This is a genomic window from Roseomonas aerilata DSM 19363 (genome assembly GCF_000711725.1).
In the GTDB taxonomy this organism is placed as follows: domain Bacteria; phylum Pseudomonadota; class Alphaproteobacteria; order Acetobacterales; family Acetobacteraceae; genus Roseomonas; species Roseomonas aerilata.
The window spans coordinates 450,133-468,936 of record NZ_JONP01000001.1; the positions used below are offsets into that span (position 1 = coordinate 450,133).

The following is an 18,804-nucleotide window of genomic DNA, read 5'->3' on the forward strand; positions in this document are numbered from 1 at the left end:
CAGGTGGGGCGCAACTTCAGCTACCAGACGGTCGCAACGGCGCGCGCCTTCTTCGAGAAGGTACGCTTCAATCAGTTCGCTGGCGCCGGCGCACTCGGTGCGATCGTGGACGAGTTCAACGGGGACAACTTCGACCACGCCCCGCACGGCTTCATCGGCGGCGGCTACATCATCGGTCAGAACACCGGGCTGCGACCGATCGAGCAGCGTGTGCTGCCCGCGGATTCACCGCGTTGGGGCGCCGCCTGGAAGCAGGCGAACAACAAGTGGTACGATCACAACGTCAATGTCGGGGTCCATGCAGGCAGCACGTCCCGGCGACAAAACTACATTTCGCTCGATCCGACCTATACGGATGACCTCGGCTTGCCGCTCGCGCGCATGACCTTCGACTTCTCCCCGAATGACCTGCGGATGCGAAGCTTCATGCTTGCGCGCGCGGAGGAAATCGCGCGGGCTATGAACCCGGACATCGTGAACACCAGCGCGCCGCCCGTACCGGCAAGCGTCGTGCCCTATCAAACGACCCATATCTGTGGCGGCGCCATCATGGGCACCGACCCGTCCAACTCGGCGGTGAATAAGCGGCTGCAGAGTTGGGACGTGCCGAATGTCTTCTCGATCGGCGCGAGCGCCTTCCCGCAGAACGCCGGGTACAACCCGACGAACACCGTGGGGGCACTTACCTACTTGTCGCTGCAAGGGATCAAGGAGGGATACCTCAAGAACCCTGGTCGGTTGATCGACATGTGAACCGTAGTGGGCGCCACTCCGCAGCGCTGCGGAGATGGCGCTCTCTCTACATTACTCGGGCTGGTAGTTAACGCTGCGGAGCAGTTCCCGCGCTCGGGTGATCTCTGAACTGATGAACCGCTTGGTTTCGTCAATGCTTTCGGTCACGGGCTCCAGCACCTGCGTCGTGAGGCGTTGCACCATGGCCGGCTCGCGCATCGTTTCCTGCATCAGCGTATTCACGCGGTTGCAGATCTCGGCCGGTGTACCCTTGGGTGCCCAGACGCCGTACCAGGACTGAAATTCGTAGCCCGGCAGCCCGGCCTCGCCCATCGTCGGCACGTCTGGGGCAAGGTTGGAGCGTTCGGCGGCGGCGATGCCCAGCGCACGGATCTTGCCGTCCCCGGCGGCAGGCAGCAGGTTGAAGCTGGGGTCGATCAGAAGCTGGGTGTTCCCGGACATGAGGTCAGTCAGTGCCGGCTGCGTGCCACGATAGTTCACCATGTTCAGATCGAGCCCAGTGCGCCGGTTGAACTCGATGGTCGCAAGGTGACCGGCCGAACCAAGTGAAGAAATGGCGATATTCCACTCCCGTGGGCGGGCCTTCACTGAGGCAATAACTTCCGCCAGGGTCTTCTCCGGCCTCGTTCCGCTAACCACCATCACCAGCGGTGCGCGAGCTGTGCGGGCCATGACCTCCAGGTCGATCTGCGGGTCGAAATTGGCGCCGCGCAGCACGAGCGGCATGACTGCAGTATTGAACGCGGATGCAAGCAGCGTATAGCCATCGGCCGGTGCCTGGAGCACGGCATTGGTTCCGACTAGGCCCGCACCGCCGGTGCGGTTCTCGGCCACCGCCGTTGCGCCGAGCTTCTCCTGCAACCGGGCGGCAAGGAGGCGGGCGAGGGTGTCGTTGGCCGCACCTGGAGGCCAGGGGCAGATCACGCGGATAGGCTTTCCGGTCGGCCAGACGCCTTGGGCGTGCACCGCCGGTGCGGCGAGCAGGCCAACCGCGCCGGCAGCCCTTATCAGGTCGCGTCTAAACATCCTCTTCCTCCTTTTAAGGCCGGCCTTTTCGGGCCGGCTCGGTCGTGGTTCAGCCGGCGAGCAGCGCTGTCGCCTCATCAGGCAGCAGCGGCAGCATCGGCGGGCGCATGCGGGTCCAGCCCTCGTCATTCAGCCGGGCGGCGAGAAGCGTCTTCAGGGAAGCCATCTGCGCGAAACGGGACGCCTGGTTCCGAGCCGCCACGACGCGGGCCTGTGCGGCCTCAACCGCTGCCGCGCGGCTCTCATCGGCAAAATGCCGGAAAACAAATGCCAGGTCGGATGCGACGAGGTTGGAAGTGGCGGTAATGCAGCCCGCTCCTCCACGCCGCAGCAGGGGCAGCATCAGCGGGTCGGCGCCCGCGAGCACAGCGAGGCCTGGGAAGCGTTCCACCAGGGCCTCCATGTGAGAGATCTCGCCGGCGGAGTCCTTGATGCCCGTGAAGGTACCCGGGAAGCGTTCCCGCAGCCGCTCGATGACCGGGAAGGTGATGGGCACTGCGGAGAACTGCGGAATGTGGTAGAGGACGACCCGTAGCCGTGGATCGCCCACGCGCTCCACCACCTCGGCGTAGCTCGCGAAGACGCCGTCGTCGGACACGCCCTTGTAGTAGAAGGGCGGCAGCATCACGACCGTCGTAACACCCAGCGACAGCGCGTGGCGCGTGAGCGCGACCGTCTCCGTCAGCGCGGCGACGCCCGTGCCGGGAAGCAAGCTCTCCGGCGCAATGCCGGAGGCGACGGCGGCCTCCAGCAGGCCCTGTCGTTCGGCTGTGGAGAAGGAGTTCGCCTCGCCGGTGGTGCCGAGAAGGGCGATGCCGTCGCACCCATCCTGAAGGAGGCGGTGGCAATGCTTGGTGAAGCGATCGTGGTCGGGCGAGAGGTCGGCTGTGACGGGAGTCAGTGCCGCGCAGAACACGCCGCGCGGATGAAGGGCGATGCTCAACGGACTTCTCCTCGAACCCACGCCGCGGTTACCCGGACGTATTTGATGGCCTGTCGCCAGTAGGTGTAGCTGATATGCAGTGCCCCGTCGGCCGTCTCGCAGATCGAAGGGTAGGAGAACTCGCGGTTCAGGCGGTCCTTCGAATTGTTCGTCATGCAGTATCCGTCCCCTGTCTCGAGGATCCGGCGATGCGGCCAGGTCCGGCCCCCGTCATCGGAGATAGCGACGGTCATCGGCGCGCGCGGGGCGCCCCAGAAGGCGCTTCGCTCGGTGAGCGGCGCCACCTCGTCGCCACCAATGTCGTCATAGAGCGACAGACGACGGCCGGTCGCATCGGCAGCACTGGATTCGTTGAAGACGATGGCGATGCCACCGTCGGAAAGGCGCGTCGCCTGGATCGAGGAATTATTGTTCGGCAGTGGGGTCGGCGTGGGGGCAGTCCAGCTGCGGCCGCCATCCTCCGATCGGCTCGCATAGATCCAGTCGGCCCAACGGCTGCGGAAGAAGGAGACGAAGCGGTCACCACCAAGGTCCACGAGGCTCATATGCACGAGGCCGGTGCTTTCCGGCACAGGGTGCTCCGCCCAGCTCGCGCCACCGTCCGAGGAGATCATGACCGAGCTGGTGTCCAGGTCACCCGTCCAGGCGCCGACAGGCGGCTTCGTGCATCGCCAGATCGGTAGGAGCCAATCGCCGCGACCGGTGACGAGGATGGGGTTGCGGATGAAGGTGCCGAAGCCCGGCTGCTCCGGGAACAGCGTCTCCACTGGACCCCAGCTGCGCCCGTCATCGCTCGAGATGCGACGGCGCACCATCGCGGTGTCCTGATTACCGGCGATCTGCGCCGTCCAGAGCAGCCAGAGGCGGCCGTCGGGCGCGGGGAAGAGCAGGGGGTTCTGCTCCGAGCGCGCGGGATCGTCCGACAGACGCTCGGCCGGTGACCAGTGCGCGGCACCGGGTGTGAGGCGGGAGAAGTGCACGGAGATGTCCGGCACCCCCTCCTGCGTGCCGCCGAACCAGACGCATCCGAGATCCCCGTTGCGCAGGGGCATGAGGAAGGAGGCGTGGTTCTGCACGCAGGGCGTGGGGATGAAGGCTTCGGCCCTTCCCGGCTCGTCGCGGACGGGGGAGAGGGTCTCGGGCCGCTCGATCAGCCCGGCAGTGTCCGGCATGGCGTTCCTCCTGGCGACGTTCAGTAGGCGGCGCGATACATGGCGAGGATTTCCTCGCGGCTGAGATCGCGCGGGTTGTTGTCGAGCAGGCGGCGGATCGCGTGCGCCTCCTCGGCCATGGCCGGGAGGTCACCCTCGGGAACGCCGAGCGCCGAGAGGTGCATCTTGATGCCGAGCGCGGCGCAGTAGCCGTAAGCGGCCACCTTCACGGCACCCGGATCGGTCAGCCCGGGCGCACCCAGCGCCTGAAGGATCATCGCGGTCTTCTCGGGCACTGCCGGCGCGTTGTGCGCGAGGGTGTGCGGGAAGATCACCGCGCAGGCGAGGCCGTGGGCGATGTGGTGACGCGTGCCGAGCGGGTAGGCGACGGCGTGGCCGGCCGTGGTGTTCACCGGGCCGAGGCAGAACCCGCCGTAGAGGGAGGCGAGGGAGAGACCCGCCCGCGCCTCGCGATCCTGCCCGTCGGCAACGGCGCGCGCGAGATAGCGGCCGACAAGGCGGATGCCCTCCAGGGCGTAAAGGTCGATCAGCGGATGGGCGCGCCGGCTGGTGAAGGCTTCGGCGCAGTGGGCGAGCGCGTCCACGCCGGTTGCGGCGGTCACGTCGGGCGGCACCGTGATGGTAAGGTCCGGGTCCACCACCGCAAGGTCGGCCATCATGTGGCGGCTCTGCACCGCGAGCTTGTTGCGCGTGGCGGGATCGGTAACGAGGGCGCGCGTGCCGGCCTCGCTGCCCGTGCCTGATGTGGTCGGCACCTGCACGAGAGCCACCCTGCGGCCAAGCACCTTCTCCGGCCCGACCACGTCGTGGATGGATTGGCCGCTGCCCGGCAGGACAGCGACGAGCTTCGCCAGGTCCATCGCGCTGCCGCCACCGAAGCCGATGACGAGTTCCGGCTCCACCCGTTCGGCAACGGCGATAGCTGCTTCGAGGTTCGGGATGTCAGGTTCGGGTCGAACCTCGCCGAAGACCGTGACCTCGCCCGGCAGGTGCAGCTGCGCGACGCGGGCGGCGATCGGCGGGGTCGCGATGACGAGGCTGCGCTTAATGCCGCGCGCCGTCGCCCACTCGCCTACGCGGCCGGCAAGGCCCGCGCCGAACTCCAGGCTTGCTGGCCGCTGGATTTCAATGGGGCTGAGAAGACTGTTCATGCAGCTGCCTTATGGGAAGCGAGTTGCTTGGCGCGCCCGAATGCATCGGACACGCTGCGCAGGCTGGCGATGCGCTTGCTCCGAACGCCGGAGGTGGTGCCGCATTCGACAAAGGTAGGGGCGAGGGGCAGGAAGACGCTCATATGGAAGCCGGGCGTTGCCGCTCGCGGGCACGGTGCAGGATCCACGGAGAAGCCGCGCAGCTTGTTTGGGAGGCGCCGCCGGTTACGGAGCATGGCGACCGCCGAAGCGCACTGAACGGCGCGAGGCCTCACGACAGTCTTGTCGCTGCCGATCATGATCGGGCGCAAGCTGGCTGCGGTCCGAACAGGACCGAAGAGCGAGATTCTCGTGCCGCCGTTCATCGCGAACCCTGCGCGACCGCAATCGCGCCGAGCGAGAGGTGCAATCCCTCCGCCAGTTCGGCGGCCGTACGGAGCGCCTCGGGGGCGGCGCGGGCGATGAAGTCGGGCGTGGCGATCTGGCCTGGACCAACGGTCAGACTGACCCCCGCGACGGGCGTGCCCGCCGCGTTCAGTACCGGGGCGGCGACGGTGCGCAGCCCGTAGGCGTTCTCGCCGTCCGACACCGCATAGCCGCGCGCGCGAACCTCGGCGAGACGGTCGAGCAGGGCATCGAGATGCGTCAGCGTGCGCTCGGAAAGCTTCACGCGCTCCACGCCCTCAAGCTGGGCAACCTGCTCCTCCCGCGGGAGCCAGGCCAGGATGGCCTGCCCAAGCGCGGTGGCATAGGCACCGATGCGGGTGCCCGGACGGCGTACGAGGCCGTTGCGCTCCATGCCGGTCTCGACGCGCGCGAGGTAGACGACCTGCCCGCGATCAAGGATGCCCAAGGACGCAGCATCCGCAATCCCCGGCACGTGTTCCCGCAGGAGCGGCGTCGCGTGGCCGGCCAGGTCGCCGGAGGAGAGCGCCGCGAACCCCAGCTCAAGGCATTTCAGCGTGAGGCGGAAGCGCCGGCGATCAGTCGTCCCACTCAGGTATCCGAGGCCGACGAGGGTGTGGACGAGCCGGAAGGAGGTGCCACGGTCCAGCCCCGAGCGGAGCGCCACCTCCGCCACCGTCAGCTCCGGCAGGTCGCTCCCGAAAGCCTTGAGGACGGCGAAGGCCTTCGCGACCGACTGCACCTGGTTCTTCGGGTTCTCCGAAGCCCGATTCCTTGAACCGTTCAGGCCGGAAGCGTGCTCGCCCAAGCCGTCCTCCATTTTCTTCGCCGCATTCTCGCGTCAGTCATTTGATCGGAATGCGTGCGTTTGTTCGAATTATTCTGCCGGTCTAAAGGGCTGGCGAAGCCGGTGTCAACAAGTGACTGGCCACCCCTGAGGAGCGGCGACCATGACGGCCGATAAAACCCGAAAGCGACACGCGGTGGTGACGGGTACGAGCTCCGGCATCGGCGCCTCCATTGCCGATCGGCTTCTGCGCGAGGGCTGGCATGTCACGGGGCTCAGCCGCACCGACCCGGGTGGCCGTCCGGACGCCTTCACGCATCGCGCGGTGAATCTGCTGGATGCCGAAGCCCTGCGTGCCGCGGTGGTGGGGCTCCGCCCGGCCGCGCTGGTCCATGCCGCCGGGCTGATGAGGACGGCGCCGCTCGGCTCCCTCGATCCGGCGGCAGGGGCGGAGATGTGGCGGCTGCACGTGGACGTGGCCTCGCGGCTTGCGGACGCGATCGTGCCGGAGATGGAGGACGGGGGGCGCGTCGTGCTGATCGGCAGCCGGACCGCGGCCGGCGCCGCTGGCCGCAGCCAGTATGCCGCCACTAAGGCCGCCCTGGTCGGGATGGCCAGGTCCTGGGCAGCGGAGCTTGCCCCGCGCGGCATTACCGTGAACGTGGTCGCTCCGGCGGCGACCGACACGCCCATGCTTCGCGACCCTGGCCGGGCCGGCGTGTCGCCACGCCTACCGCCGATCGGTCGGCTGATCGACCCGGCGGAGGTGGCGGCCCTCACCGCCTTTCTCCTCGGCCCGGAGGCGGGCGCCATCACCGGGCAGCAGATCGTGATCTGCGGTGGGAGCTCCCTCTGACAACAGCGCCCTCTTTCGCCCGACGGACGCCGTCGGCCATGCTGCGGCCCCGCTCACGTTCCCGGTTCGGGTGCGGAAAGCGTCGGCAGGAAGGAACGCCCGATGGAATTGCAGCTCTCCGGCAAACGTGCCCTCGTGACAGGAGCATCGAAAGGCATCGGCAAGGCGATCGCGCGTGGGCTTGCCTCTGAGGGTTGCATACTCACCCTCGTCTCGCGCGATGAGGCGGCCCTGCGCCGCGCGGCGGAGGAGATCGTGGCCGAGGGCGGCTCCGCGCCGCGCGTGATCCCGGCGGACCTCTCCCGCCAGGCGGAGGTGGAGAGGGTGGCATCGCGAGCCGGCGCGCTCGACATCCTCGTGAACAACGCCGGCGCCATCCCGGCCGGCGGCCTGCTGGAGGTGGACGACGCCGCCTGGCGGGCGGCCTGGGACCTCAAGGTCTTCGGCACGATCGGTCTCAGCCGCGCCTTCTATCCCGTGCTGAAGGCCAGCCGCGGGGTGATCATCAACATCATCGGCGCGGCGGGGGAGCGGATGAATCCCGACTACATCGCCGGCAGCAGCGGCAACGCGGCGCTGATGGCCTTTACCCGCAGTCTGGCGATCGGCGCTGCGAAGGACGGGATCCGCGTGATGGGCATCAATCCCGGGCCCGTCGCCACCGAACGGAACGAGGTGCTGCTCCGCGCCCGCGCGACGAAGGAATTGGGCGACGCAGGGCGCTGGCGCGAGTTCCAGTCCACCATGCCTTTCGGTCGCGCCGCCACGGTGGAGGAGATCGCGGCCGCCGCGACCTTCCTCGCCTCATCCCGCTCCGGCTACACGAGCGGCAGCATCCTGACGATCAACGGCGCGCCGCCATGAGGGCGCCGCCAGGCTGGACCGGTGCTCACTCCTCCTCCAGCATTCCGCAGCTCGGCAGTGCTGCGACCCGCTCGAACGCTGCGGCAAGGTCGAGCAGCCGGGCCTCCTGGAAGTAGCCCGCGGCGAACTGCACCGAGAGCGGAAGGCCGCCACTCGAGAGACCTGCCATCATCGCCAGGGCCGGATGGCCTGTGACGTTGAAGGGCGTACGCGCCTGCCGGGGATAGGTGCGGGCCACCTCCGCCGCGTCCTCAATCCGCGCGGGCGGGTCCATGGAGCTGGCAGTCAGCAGCACGTCCACCTCGTCAAGCGCCTGCTCCACCCGCTCGATCATCCAGCCGCGCGCCCGTTGCGCCTGGATGTAGTCGTCGGCTGTCAGGAACGCTCCGGTAAGCAGGGATGAGCGGGTAAGCTGCGCGTAGTCACCCGGGCGGTCACGCAGCCAGGGGGCGTGGATGGCGTAGGCCTCGGCGTGAAGGATGGCCCGGTTCACCGCCGCGAAGTCGTTGAGCGAGGGCAGCGTGACGTCCCGTACGATCGCGCCTTCCGCGGATAGGAGTGCGGCTGCTCGCTCGAGTGCGGCGGCGACCTCGGGATCGGCTGGCATGTCGGTCTCGTGGAAATGGCGAACGAAGCCGACGCGGAGCCCCGCAATGCCGGCGCCGGTCGCACGCAGCAGCGGAGCCGGCACGCTGCCCGGGTCCAGCGCGTCATGGCCGGCGATGGCCTGCAGGAGCAGCGCCGCGTCCTCCGCGCGGCGGGCCATCGGGCCGACATGGTCCAGCGTGAAGGCGAGGGGAAAGACGCCGCGGCGCGACACGAGGCCATAGGTCGGCTTCAGCCCGACGATGCCGCACTGGCTGGCAGGGTTCCGGACCGAGCCCCCCGTATCCGTTCCGAGCGCAAGCGGGAAGAGCCCTGCCGCAAGCCCCGCGCCCGAGCCGGAGGAGGAGCCGCCGGGATGGTGATCCGTATTCCAGGGATTTCGCGCAGGTGGGAAGGGGAGGTCGAAGGCGGGGCCGCCAAGCGCGAACTCGTGCGTGGAGAGCTTGCCGATGATGATTGCGCCCGCCGCCCTCAGCCGCGCGACAACGGTGGCATCCGTGGCGGCCACATTGCCGAGCAGGATGCGCGAATGGCAGGTCGTTGGCAGCCCCGCGACATCGATGATGTCCTTTATGCCGACGGGGATACCGTGCAGCGGGCCCCGCGCGCGGCCGCGTGCGATCTCGGCCCCCGCCGCCTCGGCGGCCAGCATGGCGGCCTCGGCATCGACCTGGATGAAGGCGTGCACGCGCTGATCCAGGCGCTCGATACGGTCCAGCAGATGGCGCAGCAGGCGTGGCGGCGTGAGCGTGCCCTCGCGATAGGCGGCGCCGATCTCGGTGACACCGAGGCTGTGAAGGGGTTTCATCGGCGCGGGCCCGGGCACATTGGCGGGAAGGGTTCGGCCGCAGGGTCGCGCAACTGCGGCAGGTTGGCGCGGATGGTCTCGGCGCGATTGGAGGCCGCAACGACGTCGTCGCGGTGGGCCGCGAGCGCCTTCTCCAGTCCGAGCGACCGTGCCAGAGCCTCAGTGAGAGATACTTCCATGCGGTTGGCCTTGTGCAGGGTGGGCGCGCCCATCGTGCCAGCCATCGTGGCGCGAGGGTAGCGCCCTGCGGGCTCGCTCAGCCAAGCCGCAGGACGTCGCCTCGCCGTCGCCTCGCCGGCCAAGCGCACGTGGCCGCCGGCACGGCAAGCACGGTCCTAACGGCCCTGGAAGACCGCCTTGCGCTTCTCCGCGAAGGCGCGCTGCGCCTCGCGCGTGTCCTCGGTGCGGGCGAGCGCCACGGTCTGGCTCTGCTCGTAGCGGTAACCATCCCGCAGCGGCATCTCCTCCGTCATGCTGAAGGAGCGCTTGGCGGCCTGGACAGCGAGCGGCGCCTTGGAGGCGATCTGGCGCGCGATGGCCGTCGCCTCCTCCAGCAGCCGCTCGCGCGGGACGCAGAGGGAGGCGGCGTTCATGCGCAGCAGCTCCGGCCCCGTGACGCGCTTTGCGGTCAGAATCATCAGCCGTGCGTCCGACTGCCCGAAGAAGCGCATGACGTGCCGCACGCCGCCAGCCAGGCCGACATCCACCTCGGTCATGGCCAGGAAGCTCTCCTCCGCCACCACCAGGATATCGCAGCACAGTGCGAGCACGCACCCGGCGCCGATGGCCGCGCCGTTCACGGCGGCCACGACGGGCTTGCTGCATTCCATCACGGCATCGAAGGAGGCACGGACAAGGCGGTTGTGGCGAGGATAGGCGCCGGGCTCCTCCGCGAGGTTCGGGCGCTCCCTCAGGTCCGCGCCGGCGGAAAAGGCGCGGCCCTCGCCGGTGAGGACGACCGCGCGCACCTCCGCCGTGTCGTGCAGCACGTCGAAGACGCGGACGATTTCTTCCCGGAAGCGCCGATCCTGCGCGTTCACCGGGGGGGCGGTGATGGTGACGGTGGCGACGTGCTCGTCCAGTTCGACGCGGAAGCGTTCCAGCCCTTCCAGTCCAGGGATCATGGCGTCTTCTCCCTCTTCCTGCCGACTAGCGCGCGGTAGCGGCGAGCTGGGCGGGCGGCAGAGGGGCAAGCCCTTCCGCCGGCGCCTGCAGCGGCGGCGCGATACCGTCCGGAAGCGGGATCTCATGGGCGTTCAGCGTCATCGAAACCATCGTGTAGTAGCCGATGACGGCGGTCAGCTCGACCACGCCGCGCGCGCCCCAGCGCTGCTGCGCCTCCTGATAGACGGGCAGCGGCACCTGGCCGGAGAGGTGGAGATGCCGGGCGAACTCATAGACCAGCGCGTCGTCCGCCTCATCGAAGATGGGCGGCTCCCCCGCTCGAATGGCCTCGATCGCGGCAGGCGCGATGCCAGCCTCGGCGGCGGCCCGCGCATGCACCCACCACTCCACCTGGCTCGACCAGCGCCGGCCCGTCACGATGATGGCAAGCTCGTTTAGTCGCCGCGGCAGCGAGGTGCCGAAACGCAGGATCTCGCCGAGCCGCGACCAGCGATCCGCAAGGTCGGCGTTGTGGATCACCGCGCGCAGCGGGCCGATGACCTGCCCGCGCGGGCCGGCGACCACGGCATCGAAGACGCGCCGCTGCTCGGGCGACAGTTCGTCGCCGGAGGGGAGGGGAATGCGGGCCATGCGTCGGTTCCTCAGATCACGCCTTGCGCGGCAAGGCCCGCGACGGCTTCCTCGTCCATCCCCAGCTCCGCCAGCACCTCCGCCGTGTGCTGCCCCAGGGTGGGTGGCGCACGGTCGAAGCGCAACGCGGCCTCGGCAAAGCGAAGCGGGCTGACCACCTGGGGCACGGTGCCGGCGACCGGATGCGGCAGGTGCCGAAGCATCTCGCGGTGACGCAACTGCGGGTCCTCAAAGACCTCAGGGATCGAATTGATGGGCGCACAGGGCACGCCCGCGGCATCCAGCGCCGCCATCAGCGGGGCGCGCTCGAACTCGCGGAAGCGCTCCGAGAGAAGCGCGGTGAGAGCCGGGTTGTTCCGCACGCGCGCAGAGTTGGTGGCGAAGCGCTCGTCCTCCGCCCATTCTGGCCTACCGAGCGCGCCACAAAGCTTACGGAACTGCCCGTCATTCCCAACAGCGAGCACAAGCTGCCCATCAGAGCATGGAAATACGTCCTGCGGCTGGATGTTGGGATGCCGGTTGCCGCCCCGCTTCGGCGCGCGGCCGGAGAGAAGCCAGTTCATCGACTGGTTCGCGAGAAACGCCGCGGAAACGTCGAGCATCGCGAGGTCGATCGTATCGCCGGTCCCTGTCTGGTCGCGGCGCGCGATCGCGGCAAGCACGGCCACGGCCGCGTACATGCCGGTCATCAGATCCACGATCGGCACGCCCACCTTCTGCGGGCCGCCACCAGGCGCATCGTCGCGCTCGCCCGTGATGCTCATAAGGCCGCCCATGGCCTGAATGGCGAAGTCGTAGGCCGCTTGGTCGGCGCGCGGCCCGTCCTGCCCAAAGCCGGTCACGGAGCAGTAGACGAGGCGCGGGTTGATCGCCCGAAGCGAGGCCGCGTCCAGGCCGTAGCGGGCGAGGGCACCAGCCTTGAAATTCTCGATCACGATGTCCGCGCCCTCTGCGAGACGTCGGATCACGGCCTGTCCCTCCGGCTTGGCCATGTCCACCGTCACCGAGCGCTTGCCACGGTTGACGGCGAGGAAGTACCCGGCATCGCGCGTCGGCTGGCCGGCAGCATCGGCAAGGAAGGGTGGGCCCCAGCTGCGCGTATCGTCGCCAGCGCCGGGACGCTCCACCTTAATCACGTCGGCGCCGAGATCTGCAAGGATCTGCGTCGCCCAGGGCGCCGCCATGATGCGGCTGAGATCGAGCACCCGGATATGGGACAGGGGCCCCTGGCGGGCGGGGATTTCAGTCATCGACGGCCTCCGTCGCGCGCGCCGAAGGGCGAGCCGAGAATTCCGCGTGCCATCCGGCAAGCGCTGGATGCCCGTCGCGCCAGGGCAGGTCGGGGAAGCGGAAGTCGAGATAGGAGAGGGCGCAACCGATGGCGATCTGGCCAATGCAAAGGGGCGTTCCCGCGAGCGACGGCGCGTCGCGCTCCAAATGGTCAAGCGTCGCGGCCGTCTTCGCGGCGAAGCTGTCGAGCCATTCCTGCGTGCGTGCCCCGTGCGGCTTGTCGCGCTCGTTCCGCCATAAAATCAGGAGGTCCAGCAGGCCGTTGCCCAGCGCATGGCGCGTCATCGCCGTCCAACGCGCGTCTCCTGCGGGCACAAGGCGACCGCCGCCCGCGAGGTGGTCGAGGTATTCCATGATCGTCAGGCTGTCGAAGAGCACGCGGCCGTCCTCGAGCACGAGCGTTGGGATCTTGCTGAGCGGATTCTCCGGAGCCAGATCGGCGTTCAGAGTGCCCATGCGGACGACGGTGCGCACGGTCTGGATGCGGTCGGCCAGGCCTAGCTCATGGGCAGCCACCATCACCTTGCGCACGAAAGGTGAGCGCGGGGACCAGTGAAGCCTCATGGGGCGCTCCTCAATGACACGTTAGGCCAGTTCTATGGCCTTTATGGGGCGGACCTCTCGCCGCGTCCACCCGGAAACGGCGTGTTACTTCAACTTGATGTCGATGCGGACCACGTCGCCGCGATAGATCCCATCAGCCACGAGCACGAGCGTGCCGTGCTGGTCCACCGCAGCGCGATGAACATGCGCGACCGGCGCGTTCAGCGGTAGGTGAAGGGCTTTCGCGCTCTCCACATCGGCCACGCCGATCGTCAGGGTCTGCCGCGCATCGGCAATCTGCACGCCCTTCAGTCCGGCCACGAGCCGCAGCGCCGTCTTGCTGCCGAGGTCCTCCGCACTGACAAGCGCGGAGAGGCGGGTGTCGAGATAGACGTCCGCCAGAAGGAAGGGCTGTCCATCGCGCCAGTGTCGGCGACGGATGTGGCGGTAGAGCGGTGCGGCTTCGCCGATGCTGTCCGGAATGGCGCCGCCCGGGATGTCCGTCGTGTCGGAGAGGATCTCGATCTCCGCGCCCTCCCTGGAGCGCAACAGCCCGTTCCAGTCGGCCTCCACATCGCACCAGAGCCGTTCGACCGGTGCCTTGCGCACGAAGGTGCCCTTGGCGCGGAACCGCTCGATCAGGCCATCTCGTTCAAGCTCGTCGAGCGCCTGCCGGATGGTGGCACGGGCAACGCTGCACTCGGCCGCCAGCTCGTCCACCGTCGGGATCTGTTGCCCCAGCTTCCAGGATCCCTGCTCGACGCGCCGGCGGAACAGCGTCGCGAGCTGGATGTAGCGCGGCACGGCACTGCGGCTGAAGTCCACCTTTCCCTGCGACGCGTTCATGGCGCTTCCTCCCGGACGCAGGGGACGGGCACGGGCTCAGGCAGCGGCATTGAAGAAGGTCTCGCCCGTGCGGAAAGCACCGATGTCGCGCAGCATGCGCGCGATGATCGCCGCCCGTGTTTCATCCGTCAGAGAGGCGTAGTGCGGTGCAAGCACCGCGTTCTCGAGCGCGACGAAGCGGGAGTCCAGCGCGGGCTCGCTGGCGAACACGTCCAGGCCGGCCCCTGCAATCGTGCGGCCCTCCAGCGCGGCCAGCAGCGCGGCTTCGTCCACCACGGACCCGCGCGCTATGTTGACGAGGATGCCGCGCGGGCCGAGCGCCGCCAGGACCGCGGCGTCGACCATGTGCCGCGTCTCCTCGCCCCCCGGGCTCGCCAGGATCAGCACGTCCGAGCGCGCGGCCAGCCCGACGATATCGGCAACATAGGGCCAGGGTGCCTCCGGTTTCGGCCGCGGGCCGGTCCATGCCACGTCCATGCCGATACCGCCGGCGCGGCGCGCGATCGCAGTGCCAATCCGCCCGAGCGCGACGATGCCCGCAGCCTTGCCATGCAGTCCGATGCTCGGTGACATGCGTTCGCGCGACCAGCGGCCGGCCCGCACGAAGCGATCGGCCTCGGCGATACGGCGCGATGCGGCGTACATGAGACCGATGGCGAAATCGGCTACGTCTTCCGTCAGCTCGTCCGGCGTGTGGCAGACCGCGATTCCCTTGCTGCGTGCAGCAGAGAGATCGATCTTGTCCAGGCCCACACCCATGGACGCGATAAGACGCAGCGAGGGAAAGGCCGACATCGTCGCGGCATCGGCACCGCTCATGCCGGAGGTGACGGCGATACGAGCGCTGGGTGCCGCATTGCTGTCTCGCTCTACGAGAGAGTAGTCCTCAGCCAGGGCGTCGCGTAGATCCTTAGGGACAGTCGTGAGCAGGAGCAGGGGTTCCCGGTTCATCGCATATGCTCCGCTTCATCGCGTTCCCGGCCGAGCTCCGCCATGATCGCGGGCATGCGGTCGGTCGCGGCCTGGCTGAGATCGCCATAGAGGCTGTTGCCGTGGGCGTCGATCCCTACGGTGACCGGACCCAGCGCCTCGACGCGCAACGTGACGAGGCGATAGTGGGAAACGAGGTCGTTCCAGTGGACGGAGACGACCTCCCGAATGGCGTCCGAGAGCAGCGGCGCGCCGCCGCCAACGAAGGAGAAGTAGACGCAGCCAACCTCCCGCATCGCGTTCACACAGGCCGCGTCCAGCCCCCCCTTGCCACCGACAGCGGTGAGTCCGAAACCGCGGATGAGCCCGGGCATCAGCGCGTTGAAACGCGTGCTCGTCGTCGGATTCATGTAAAGCACCTCGAAGCCTCCCCCGGGTGCCTCGCGCGAGTAGCTACCGAGATGAAACAGGCCGACGCCGTCCAGCGGACGCGGCAGCTCGCGCCGCCCCTCCACGCACTCGGCCAGGCGCTGGCAAGTTGGCAGGCCCGCCGTGATGACGAGCTCGCCGTCCAGCAGCACCATGTCACCCGCGTGCAAGGAGAGCGCGTCCTCGCGCGAGAGCGGCATCCGCACCCGCCGGATCTCCTCCATGCCGGGCGCGCTCACTCGATCCGCTCCAGCCGCCCATCCTCGTAGAGCTTGGCGCGAGTACGGCGATTGATCCAGCAGTTGAAGGCAACGGCGACGGGCGTGAAGCCGTGGCCGGCACAGTAATCGATGTGCACGCCGAGCGCCGTCGTGTCGCCGCCTGTCCCCATCGGGCCAAAGCCGGTGGCGTTCACGGCCTTTAGCAGGCGCTCCTCCATGGCGGCGAGGATCGGTTCCGGGTTGACGGTGCCGTAGGGCCGCAGCGTCGCCTTCGCCGCCATCTTCGCGCAGTGGTCGAAGGACCCGCCGATGCCGACGCCGATATTCACGGGCGGGCAGTGCTGCGATCCGGCCTTGAGAACGCACTCCATGACGTAGCGCTCAATCTGCTCGAGCGAGGGGAAGGTGAAGATCTCGAGCGCCGCCCAACGGCCGGAGCCGAGCGCCTTCGGCTGGCAGATGATGTCCACGTGGTCCGCGCCGTCTGCGATGTCCCAGGTCACCAGCGGCATGTCCTTACCCTGATAGCCGCGCTCGTTGGTCAGCGGGTTGGTCACGTGCTTCAGCAGCGGCGGATTGGTCGTGGCGACCAGTTCCTCGAAGCCGTCCACGATCGCGCGGCGGATGTCGCCTTCGAGCCGGACCCCGGTGCCGATGGCGATCGTATAGGTGGGAACTCCCGAATCCGAGCAGACGAGCCGGTCCTGCGTCTCCGCCATCTCGGCGCTGCGCAGGAGGATGCCGAGGGTGCGCTGCGCCACCACGTTCGTCTCGGCCTCGCGCGCGCGGCGCAGCGCCTCGAGCGTGTCGTCCGGCACCTTGCGGAGCGACCACTCGTAGAGCTGCGCCGTGCTCCGTTTCATCATTTCATAGGTGATGGGCAAGTCGGTGCTTCCGGAAAGAGGCCAAGCCCCGCTTCAATCGTCGAAGAAGGGCGTTTCCTCCGCTGGGTCGCCGCGGAGGCGGATGTCGAAACGAAATACGCGCAACCCACCCTCCTCGCCGGCCAGCTTCGCGACGATATGCGCGCGTCGGCTTTCCGGTACGAGGTTCAGCACGGGGTCGGCCGCGTTCTCGGCGGGAAAGTCCGGAAAGAACAGCGTGGCCAGCACACGGCGCATCAGCCCGGCGCCCATGATGGTCAGGTTGACGTGCGGCGCGCGGTGCCCGGCAGGATCGTCGTAGCCACCGGGCATAAGGGTGCGGAACTCGAAGGCGCCCGCCTCATCCGTCCAGGTACGGCCCCAGCCGAGGAAATCGGGATCGGCGAGGTGCCGCTCCGGGTCCAGCGGATGGTTGAAGCGGCCTCCGGCATCGGCCTGCCAGGCCTCGAGGATGGCATTGAGGCAGGGCACGCCGCCCTCCCGCGTGACCTGCCCGTGCAGGAGGATCGTCTCGCCCCGCGTGCTCGGCGGCGCCTCCGTGTTCACGCGGGTGAGGTCGTTGTCGCCCTCGTTGAAGAAGGTGCGGGGAAAGAAGGGCCCTATCGTGTGCTGCGAGCTGGGCAGGAGGGTCTCGGTCATCACGGCGCCTCCGGCGTCGCGTGGCGCCCGCGCAGGACGATATCGTGCGTGAAAGCGATCCAGCCGTCCCCAACCTCCGCCGGGTGCGTCTGGCGCGCGATCAGCCGGCCACGCGCAGCGGGGTCGGGCAGGGAGTTGAGGATACGATCCCACTCGTTCATCGGATCGCCGGGGAAATACATCTGGGTCACCAGCCGCGACAGCGAGGAGGGACCGAGCACGGAGAAATGCACGTGCGGCGGCCGCCACCAGGTGTCCTTCACCGGCACCGGATAGGCCCCGGGCTTGATCGTGAAGAAGGCGTATCGCCCCTCCTCGTCGGTCCGCACGCGGCCCTTGCCGATGAAGTTAGGGTCGAGCGGTGCGTCGCGCTGGTCGATGGGGTGAAAGTAGCGGCCCGCGGCGTTCGCCTGCCAGAGTTCCACTACCGCCCCGCGCACGGGCTTTCCGTCCTCGTCGAGGATGCGGCCGGACATGTACGTGAGCTGACCCATGGCGATCCGACCGGGCGCGAGAACGGCTAGGTTGCTCTCGTCACAAGGCAGCTTGCGCCACAGATCCATGGGGCCGGTCACTTCTGTCCGCGTCACCGGGCGGCGCAGCAAGGGCTGGGCCGGGGTATGCGTCCAGGTATTCGGGTAGCCCGGCACCGGCACCTCTGGCTCGATCCCCGGCGGGAAGGGATCGAAGCGGTTCGGCGGCAGGTCCAGCGGAAGATTGGTGTCCACGCCCTGCCTCAATCGTCCGGGCGGAAACCGGAGGCGGCCACGATCGGCCCCCAGACCTCGATCTCGCGCGCGATGCGTTCCTGGAAGGCAGCCGGTTCCATCACCTGCGGCATGATGTCGATGCGCGTCAGTGCTTCCTTGATCTCGGACGTCGCGGCGGCGGTGACGATCGCCTCGTGCAGCGCCGAGATGGTAGCGGACGAGGCACCCGCGGGAAGCATGGCGCCGTACCACTCCTCATGCGTCAGGTCCGGGAAACCGGACTCCGCGAAGGTGGGAACATCGCCCAGGCGCGGCAGGCGCTGGGGCGAGGAGATGGCGAGGAGCCGCGCCTCGCCGGCGCGATGGAACGCGGTCAGCTCGCCGAGCGGCAGGATCACCGCCTGCACCGTTCCCGCCAGCAGGTCCGCCGCGGCCGGGGCGGAGCCGCGATAAGGAATGTGGTTCATCGAAAGCCCGGCCATCCGGCCAAGCTCCGTGCCGATGAAATGCGGCATGGAACCGGGTACGGGCGAAGCCCAGTCCACGGTGGGCCGCGTTTTGCCCCAGGCCACGAACTCGGCGACGCTCTTCGCCGGGTGCCGCGCCGCGAGCGCAAGGCCGAAGGGAAAGATGCAGAGCGGCGAAACCGGGCTGAAATCCTTCAGCGGATCGTAGCGCAGCCGCCGCGCATAGAGGTGCGGGTAGATGGTCAGCATGGAGGCCGGCGTTACGACGAAGGCCGAGCCATCGGCCGGCAGCGGCTTCAGCACGTCGAGCGCGAGGCGGCCGCCGGCACCGGGGCGGTTGTCCACCACCATCTGCCCGCCACCGGTGGCGCGCAGCCGCTCCACGTAGAGCCGCGTGACGCTGTCAGCCGTGCCGCCCGGCGGGAAGCCGACGATGGCGCGACCTGTCCGGGCGTTCTGGGCCAGCACCGGGCGTGTGGCCAGTGCCACCCCGCCGAAGGCGGCGAGCGCCGCGCGCCGTCCGATCTCTCCGTGCATCGCCTTGTTCTTCCTCCCGTTCGACGCTGTTAAGTCCTTCGGCGACCTGGGCCTGCCTCTGCGGCTTCTGACCCTATCATTCCCACGATAGGCTGGCAGTTGCAGGGGCTAAGTGTCAATAGGATGACCTTTTGACAGTATATGTTCCGTCTGGCACGGTTCGCCCCAATCAGGTGGGGGAG

The 18,804-nt window shown here is 68.5% G+C and carries 22 protein-coding genes; 3 read left to right on the forward strand and 19 right to left on the reverse strand.

Annotated features, from left to right (window positions below; all coding sequences use genetic code 11):
• Positions 1 to 3: 3 nt before the first annotated feature.
• Positions 4 to 753: a GMC oxidoreductase gene (locus BO39_RS35125; RefSeq protein WP_342666304.1), complete on the forward strand. Its 750-nt coding sequence runs from the start codon at positions 4 to 6 to the stop codon at positions 751 to 753.
• 51 nt (positions 754 to 804) lie between these two features.
• Here the strand turns inward: BO39_RS35125 and BO39_RS02155 are convergent, their stop codons facing one another.
• From BO39_RS02155 to BO39_RS02175, 6 genes are all read right to left on the reverse strand, one after another.
• A complete protein-coding gene (locus BO39_RS02155) occupies positions 805 to 1,779 on the reverse strand; it encodes a Bug family tripartite tricarboxylate transporter substrate binding protein (protein ID WP_043829418.1) in 975 nt (324 codons plus the stop codon).
• 49 nt (positions 1,780 to 1,828) lie between these two features.
• Complete coding sequence (locus BO39_RS02160) at positions 1,829 to 2,722, reverse strand: dihydrodipicolinate synthase family protein (protein ID WP_211257353.1); 894 nt, start codon at positions 2,720 to 2,722, stop codon at positions 1,829 to 1,831.
• Positions 2,719 to 3,894, reverse strand: a complete 1,176-nt coding sequence (locus tag BO39_RS02165) for a sialidase family protein (protein WP_052401322.1) — start codon at positions 3,892 to 3,894, stop codon at positions 2,719 to 2,721. The genes BO39_RS02160 and BO39_RS02165 overlap by 4 nt, the downstream gene beginning before the upstream one ends.
• Positions 3,895 to 3,914: 20 nt before the next feature.
• Positions 3,915 to 5,045, reverse strand: a complete 1,131-nt coding sequence (locus BO39_RS02170) for an iron-containing alcohol dehydrogenase (RefSeq protein ID WP_043829420.1) — start codon at positions 5,043 to 5,045, stop codon at positions 3,915 to 3,917.
• A complete protein-coding gene (locus BO39_RS32390) occupies positions 5,042 to 5,188 on the reverse strand; it encodes a hypothetical protein (protein WP_156963383.1) in 147 nt (48 codons plus the stop codon). The genes BO39_RS02170 and BO39_RS32390 overlap by 4 nt, the downstream gene beginning before the upstream one ends.
• A gap of 218 nt (positions 5,189 to 5,406) precedes the next feature.
• Complete coding sequence (locus BO39_RS02175) at positions 5,407 to 6,270, reverse strand: IclR family transcriptional regulator (RefSeq protein WP_052401323.1); 864 nt, start codon at positions 6,268 to 6,270, stop codon at positions 5,407 to 5,409.
• 130 nt (positions 6,271 to 6,400) lie between these two features.
• Between BO39_RS02175 and BO39_RS02180 the strand changes: the two genes are divergently transcribed.
• Both BO39_RS02180 and BO39_RS02185 read left to right on the forward strand, forming a co-directional pair.
• Positions 6,401 to 7,093 carry an SDR family NAD(P)-dependent oxidoreductase gene (locus tag BO39_RS02180; protein WP_043829422.1) on the forward strand — a complete coding sequence of 231 codons (693 nt, stop codon included), beginning with the start codon at positions 6,401 to 6,403 and terminating at the stop codon, positions 7,091 to 7,093.
• Positions 7,094 to 7,195: 102 nt separating this feature from the next.
• Positions 7,196 to 7,957 (forward strand): short-chain dehydrogenase/reductase, encoded by a 762-nt coding sequence (locus BO39_RS02185; RefSeq protein WP_043829425.1) that lies wholly within the window; start codon positions 7,196 to 7,198, stop codon positions 7,955 to 7,957.
• 25 nt (positions 7,958 to 7,982) lie between these two features.
• Here the strand turns inward: BO39_RS02185 and BO39_RS02190 are convergent, their stop codons facing one another.
• The 13 genes from BO39_RS02190 to BO39_RS02250 all read right to left on the reverse strand — a co-directional run bounded on the left by BO39_RS02190 (position 7,983) and on the right by BO39_RS02250 (position 18,622).
• Entirely contained in the window at positions 7,983 to 9,371 is a 1,389-nt protein-coding gene (locus BO39_RS02190; RefSeq protein ID WP_043829852.1) for an amidase, read from the reverse strand.
• Positions 9,368 to 9,583 carry a hypothetical protein gene (locus tag BO39_RS02195; protein ID WP_156963385.1) on the reverse strand — a complete coding sequence of 72 codons (216 nt, stop codon included), beginning with the start codon at positions 9,581 to 9,583 and terminating at the stop codon, positions 9,368 to 9,370. The genes BO39_RS02190 and BO39_RS02195 overlap by 4 nt, the downstream gene beginning before the upstream one ends.
• A gap of 123 nt (positions 9,584 to 9,706) precedes the next feature.
• A complete protein-coding gene (locus BO39_RS02200; RefSeq protein WP_043829429.1) occupies positions 9,707 to 10,495 on the reverse strand; it encodes an enoyl-CoA hydratase/isomerase family protein in 789 nt (262 codons plus the stop codon).
• Between the two features lie 25 nt (positions 10,496 to 10,520).
• A complete protein-coding gene (locus BO39_RS02205; RefSeq protein WP_043829431.1) occupies positions 10,521 to 11,126 on the reverse strand; it encodes a carboxymuconolactone decarboxylase family protein in 606 nt (201 codons plus the stop codon).
• 11 nt (positions 11,127 to 11,137) lie between these two features.
• Entirely contained in the window at positions 11,138 to 12,376 is a 1,239-nt protein-coding gene (locus tag BO39_RS02210) for a CaiB/BaiF CoA transferase family protein (protein ID WP_043829433.1), read from the reverse strand.
• Positions 12,369 to 12,980, reverse strand: a complete 612-nt coding sequence (locus BO39_RS02215; protein WP_043829435.1) for a glutathione S-transferase family protein — start codon at positions 12,978 to 12,980, stop codon at positions 12,369 to 12,371. Before BO39_RS02215 ends, BO39_RS02210 begins: the two co-directional genes overlap by 8 nt.
• An 84-nt stretch (positions 12,981 to 13,064) precedes the next feature.
• Positions 13,065 to 13,805, reverse strand: a complete 741-nt coding sequence (locus BO39_RS02220; RefSeq protein WP_211257354.1) for a GntR family transcriptional regulator — start codon at positions 13,803 to 13,805, stop codon at positions 13,065 to 13,067.
• Positions 13,806 to 13,841: 36 nt separating this feature from the next.
• Positions 13,842 to 14,756, reverse strand: coding sequence for a 2-hydroxyacid dehydrogenase (locus tag BO39_RS02225; protein WP_043829437.1), 915 nt, complete (start codon positions 14,754 to 14,756; stop codon positions 13,842 to 13,844).
• Positions 14,753 to 15,403 carry a fumarate hydratase C-terminal domain-containing protein gene (locus BO39_RS02230; protein WP_211257355.1) on the reverse strand — a complete coding sequence of 217 codons (651 nt, stop codon included), beginning with the start codon at positions 15,401 to 15,403 and terminating at the stop codon, positions 14,753 to 14,755. Before BO39_RS02230 ends, BO39_RS02225 begins: the two co-directional genes overlap by 4 nt.
• Complete coding sequence (locus BO39_RS02235) at positions 15,400 to 16,269, reverse strand: fumarate hydratase (RefSeq protein WP_156963387.1); 870 nt, start codon at positions 16,267 to 16,269, stop codon at positions 15,400 to 15,402. Before BO39_RS02235 ends, BO39_RS02230 begins: the two co-directional genes overlap by 4 nt.
• A 33-nt stretch (positions 16,270 to 16,302) precedes the next feature.
• Entirely contained in the window at positions 16,303 to 16,908 is a 606-nt protein-coding gene (pcaG, locus tag BO39_RS02240) for a protocatechuate 3,4-dioxygenase subunit alpha (protein ID WP_043829439.1), read from the reverse strand.
• Complete coding sequence (locus BO39_RS02245; RefSeq protein ID WP_052401324.1) at positions 16,908 to 17,636, reverse strand: dioxygenase family protein; 729 nt, start codon at positions 17,634 to 17,636, stop codon at positions 16,908 to 16,910. The genes pcaG and BO39_RS02245 overlap by 1 nt, the downstream gene beginning before the upstream one ends.
• Before the next feature lie 8 nt (positions 17,637 to 17,644).
• Entirely contained in the window at positions 17,645 to 18,622 is a 978-nt protein-coding gene (locus BO39_RS02250; RefSeq protein WP_043829441.1) for a Bug family tripartite tricarboxylate transporter substrate binding protein, read from the reverse strand.
• Positions 18,623 to 18,804 lie beyond the last annotated feature (182 nt).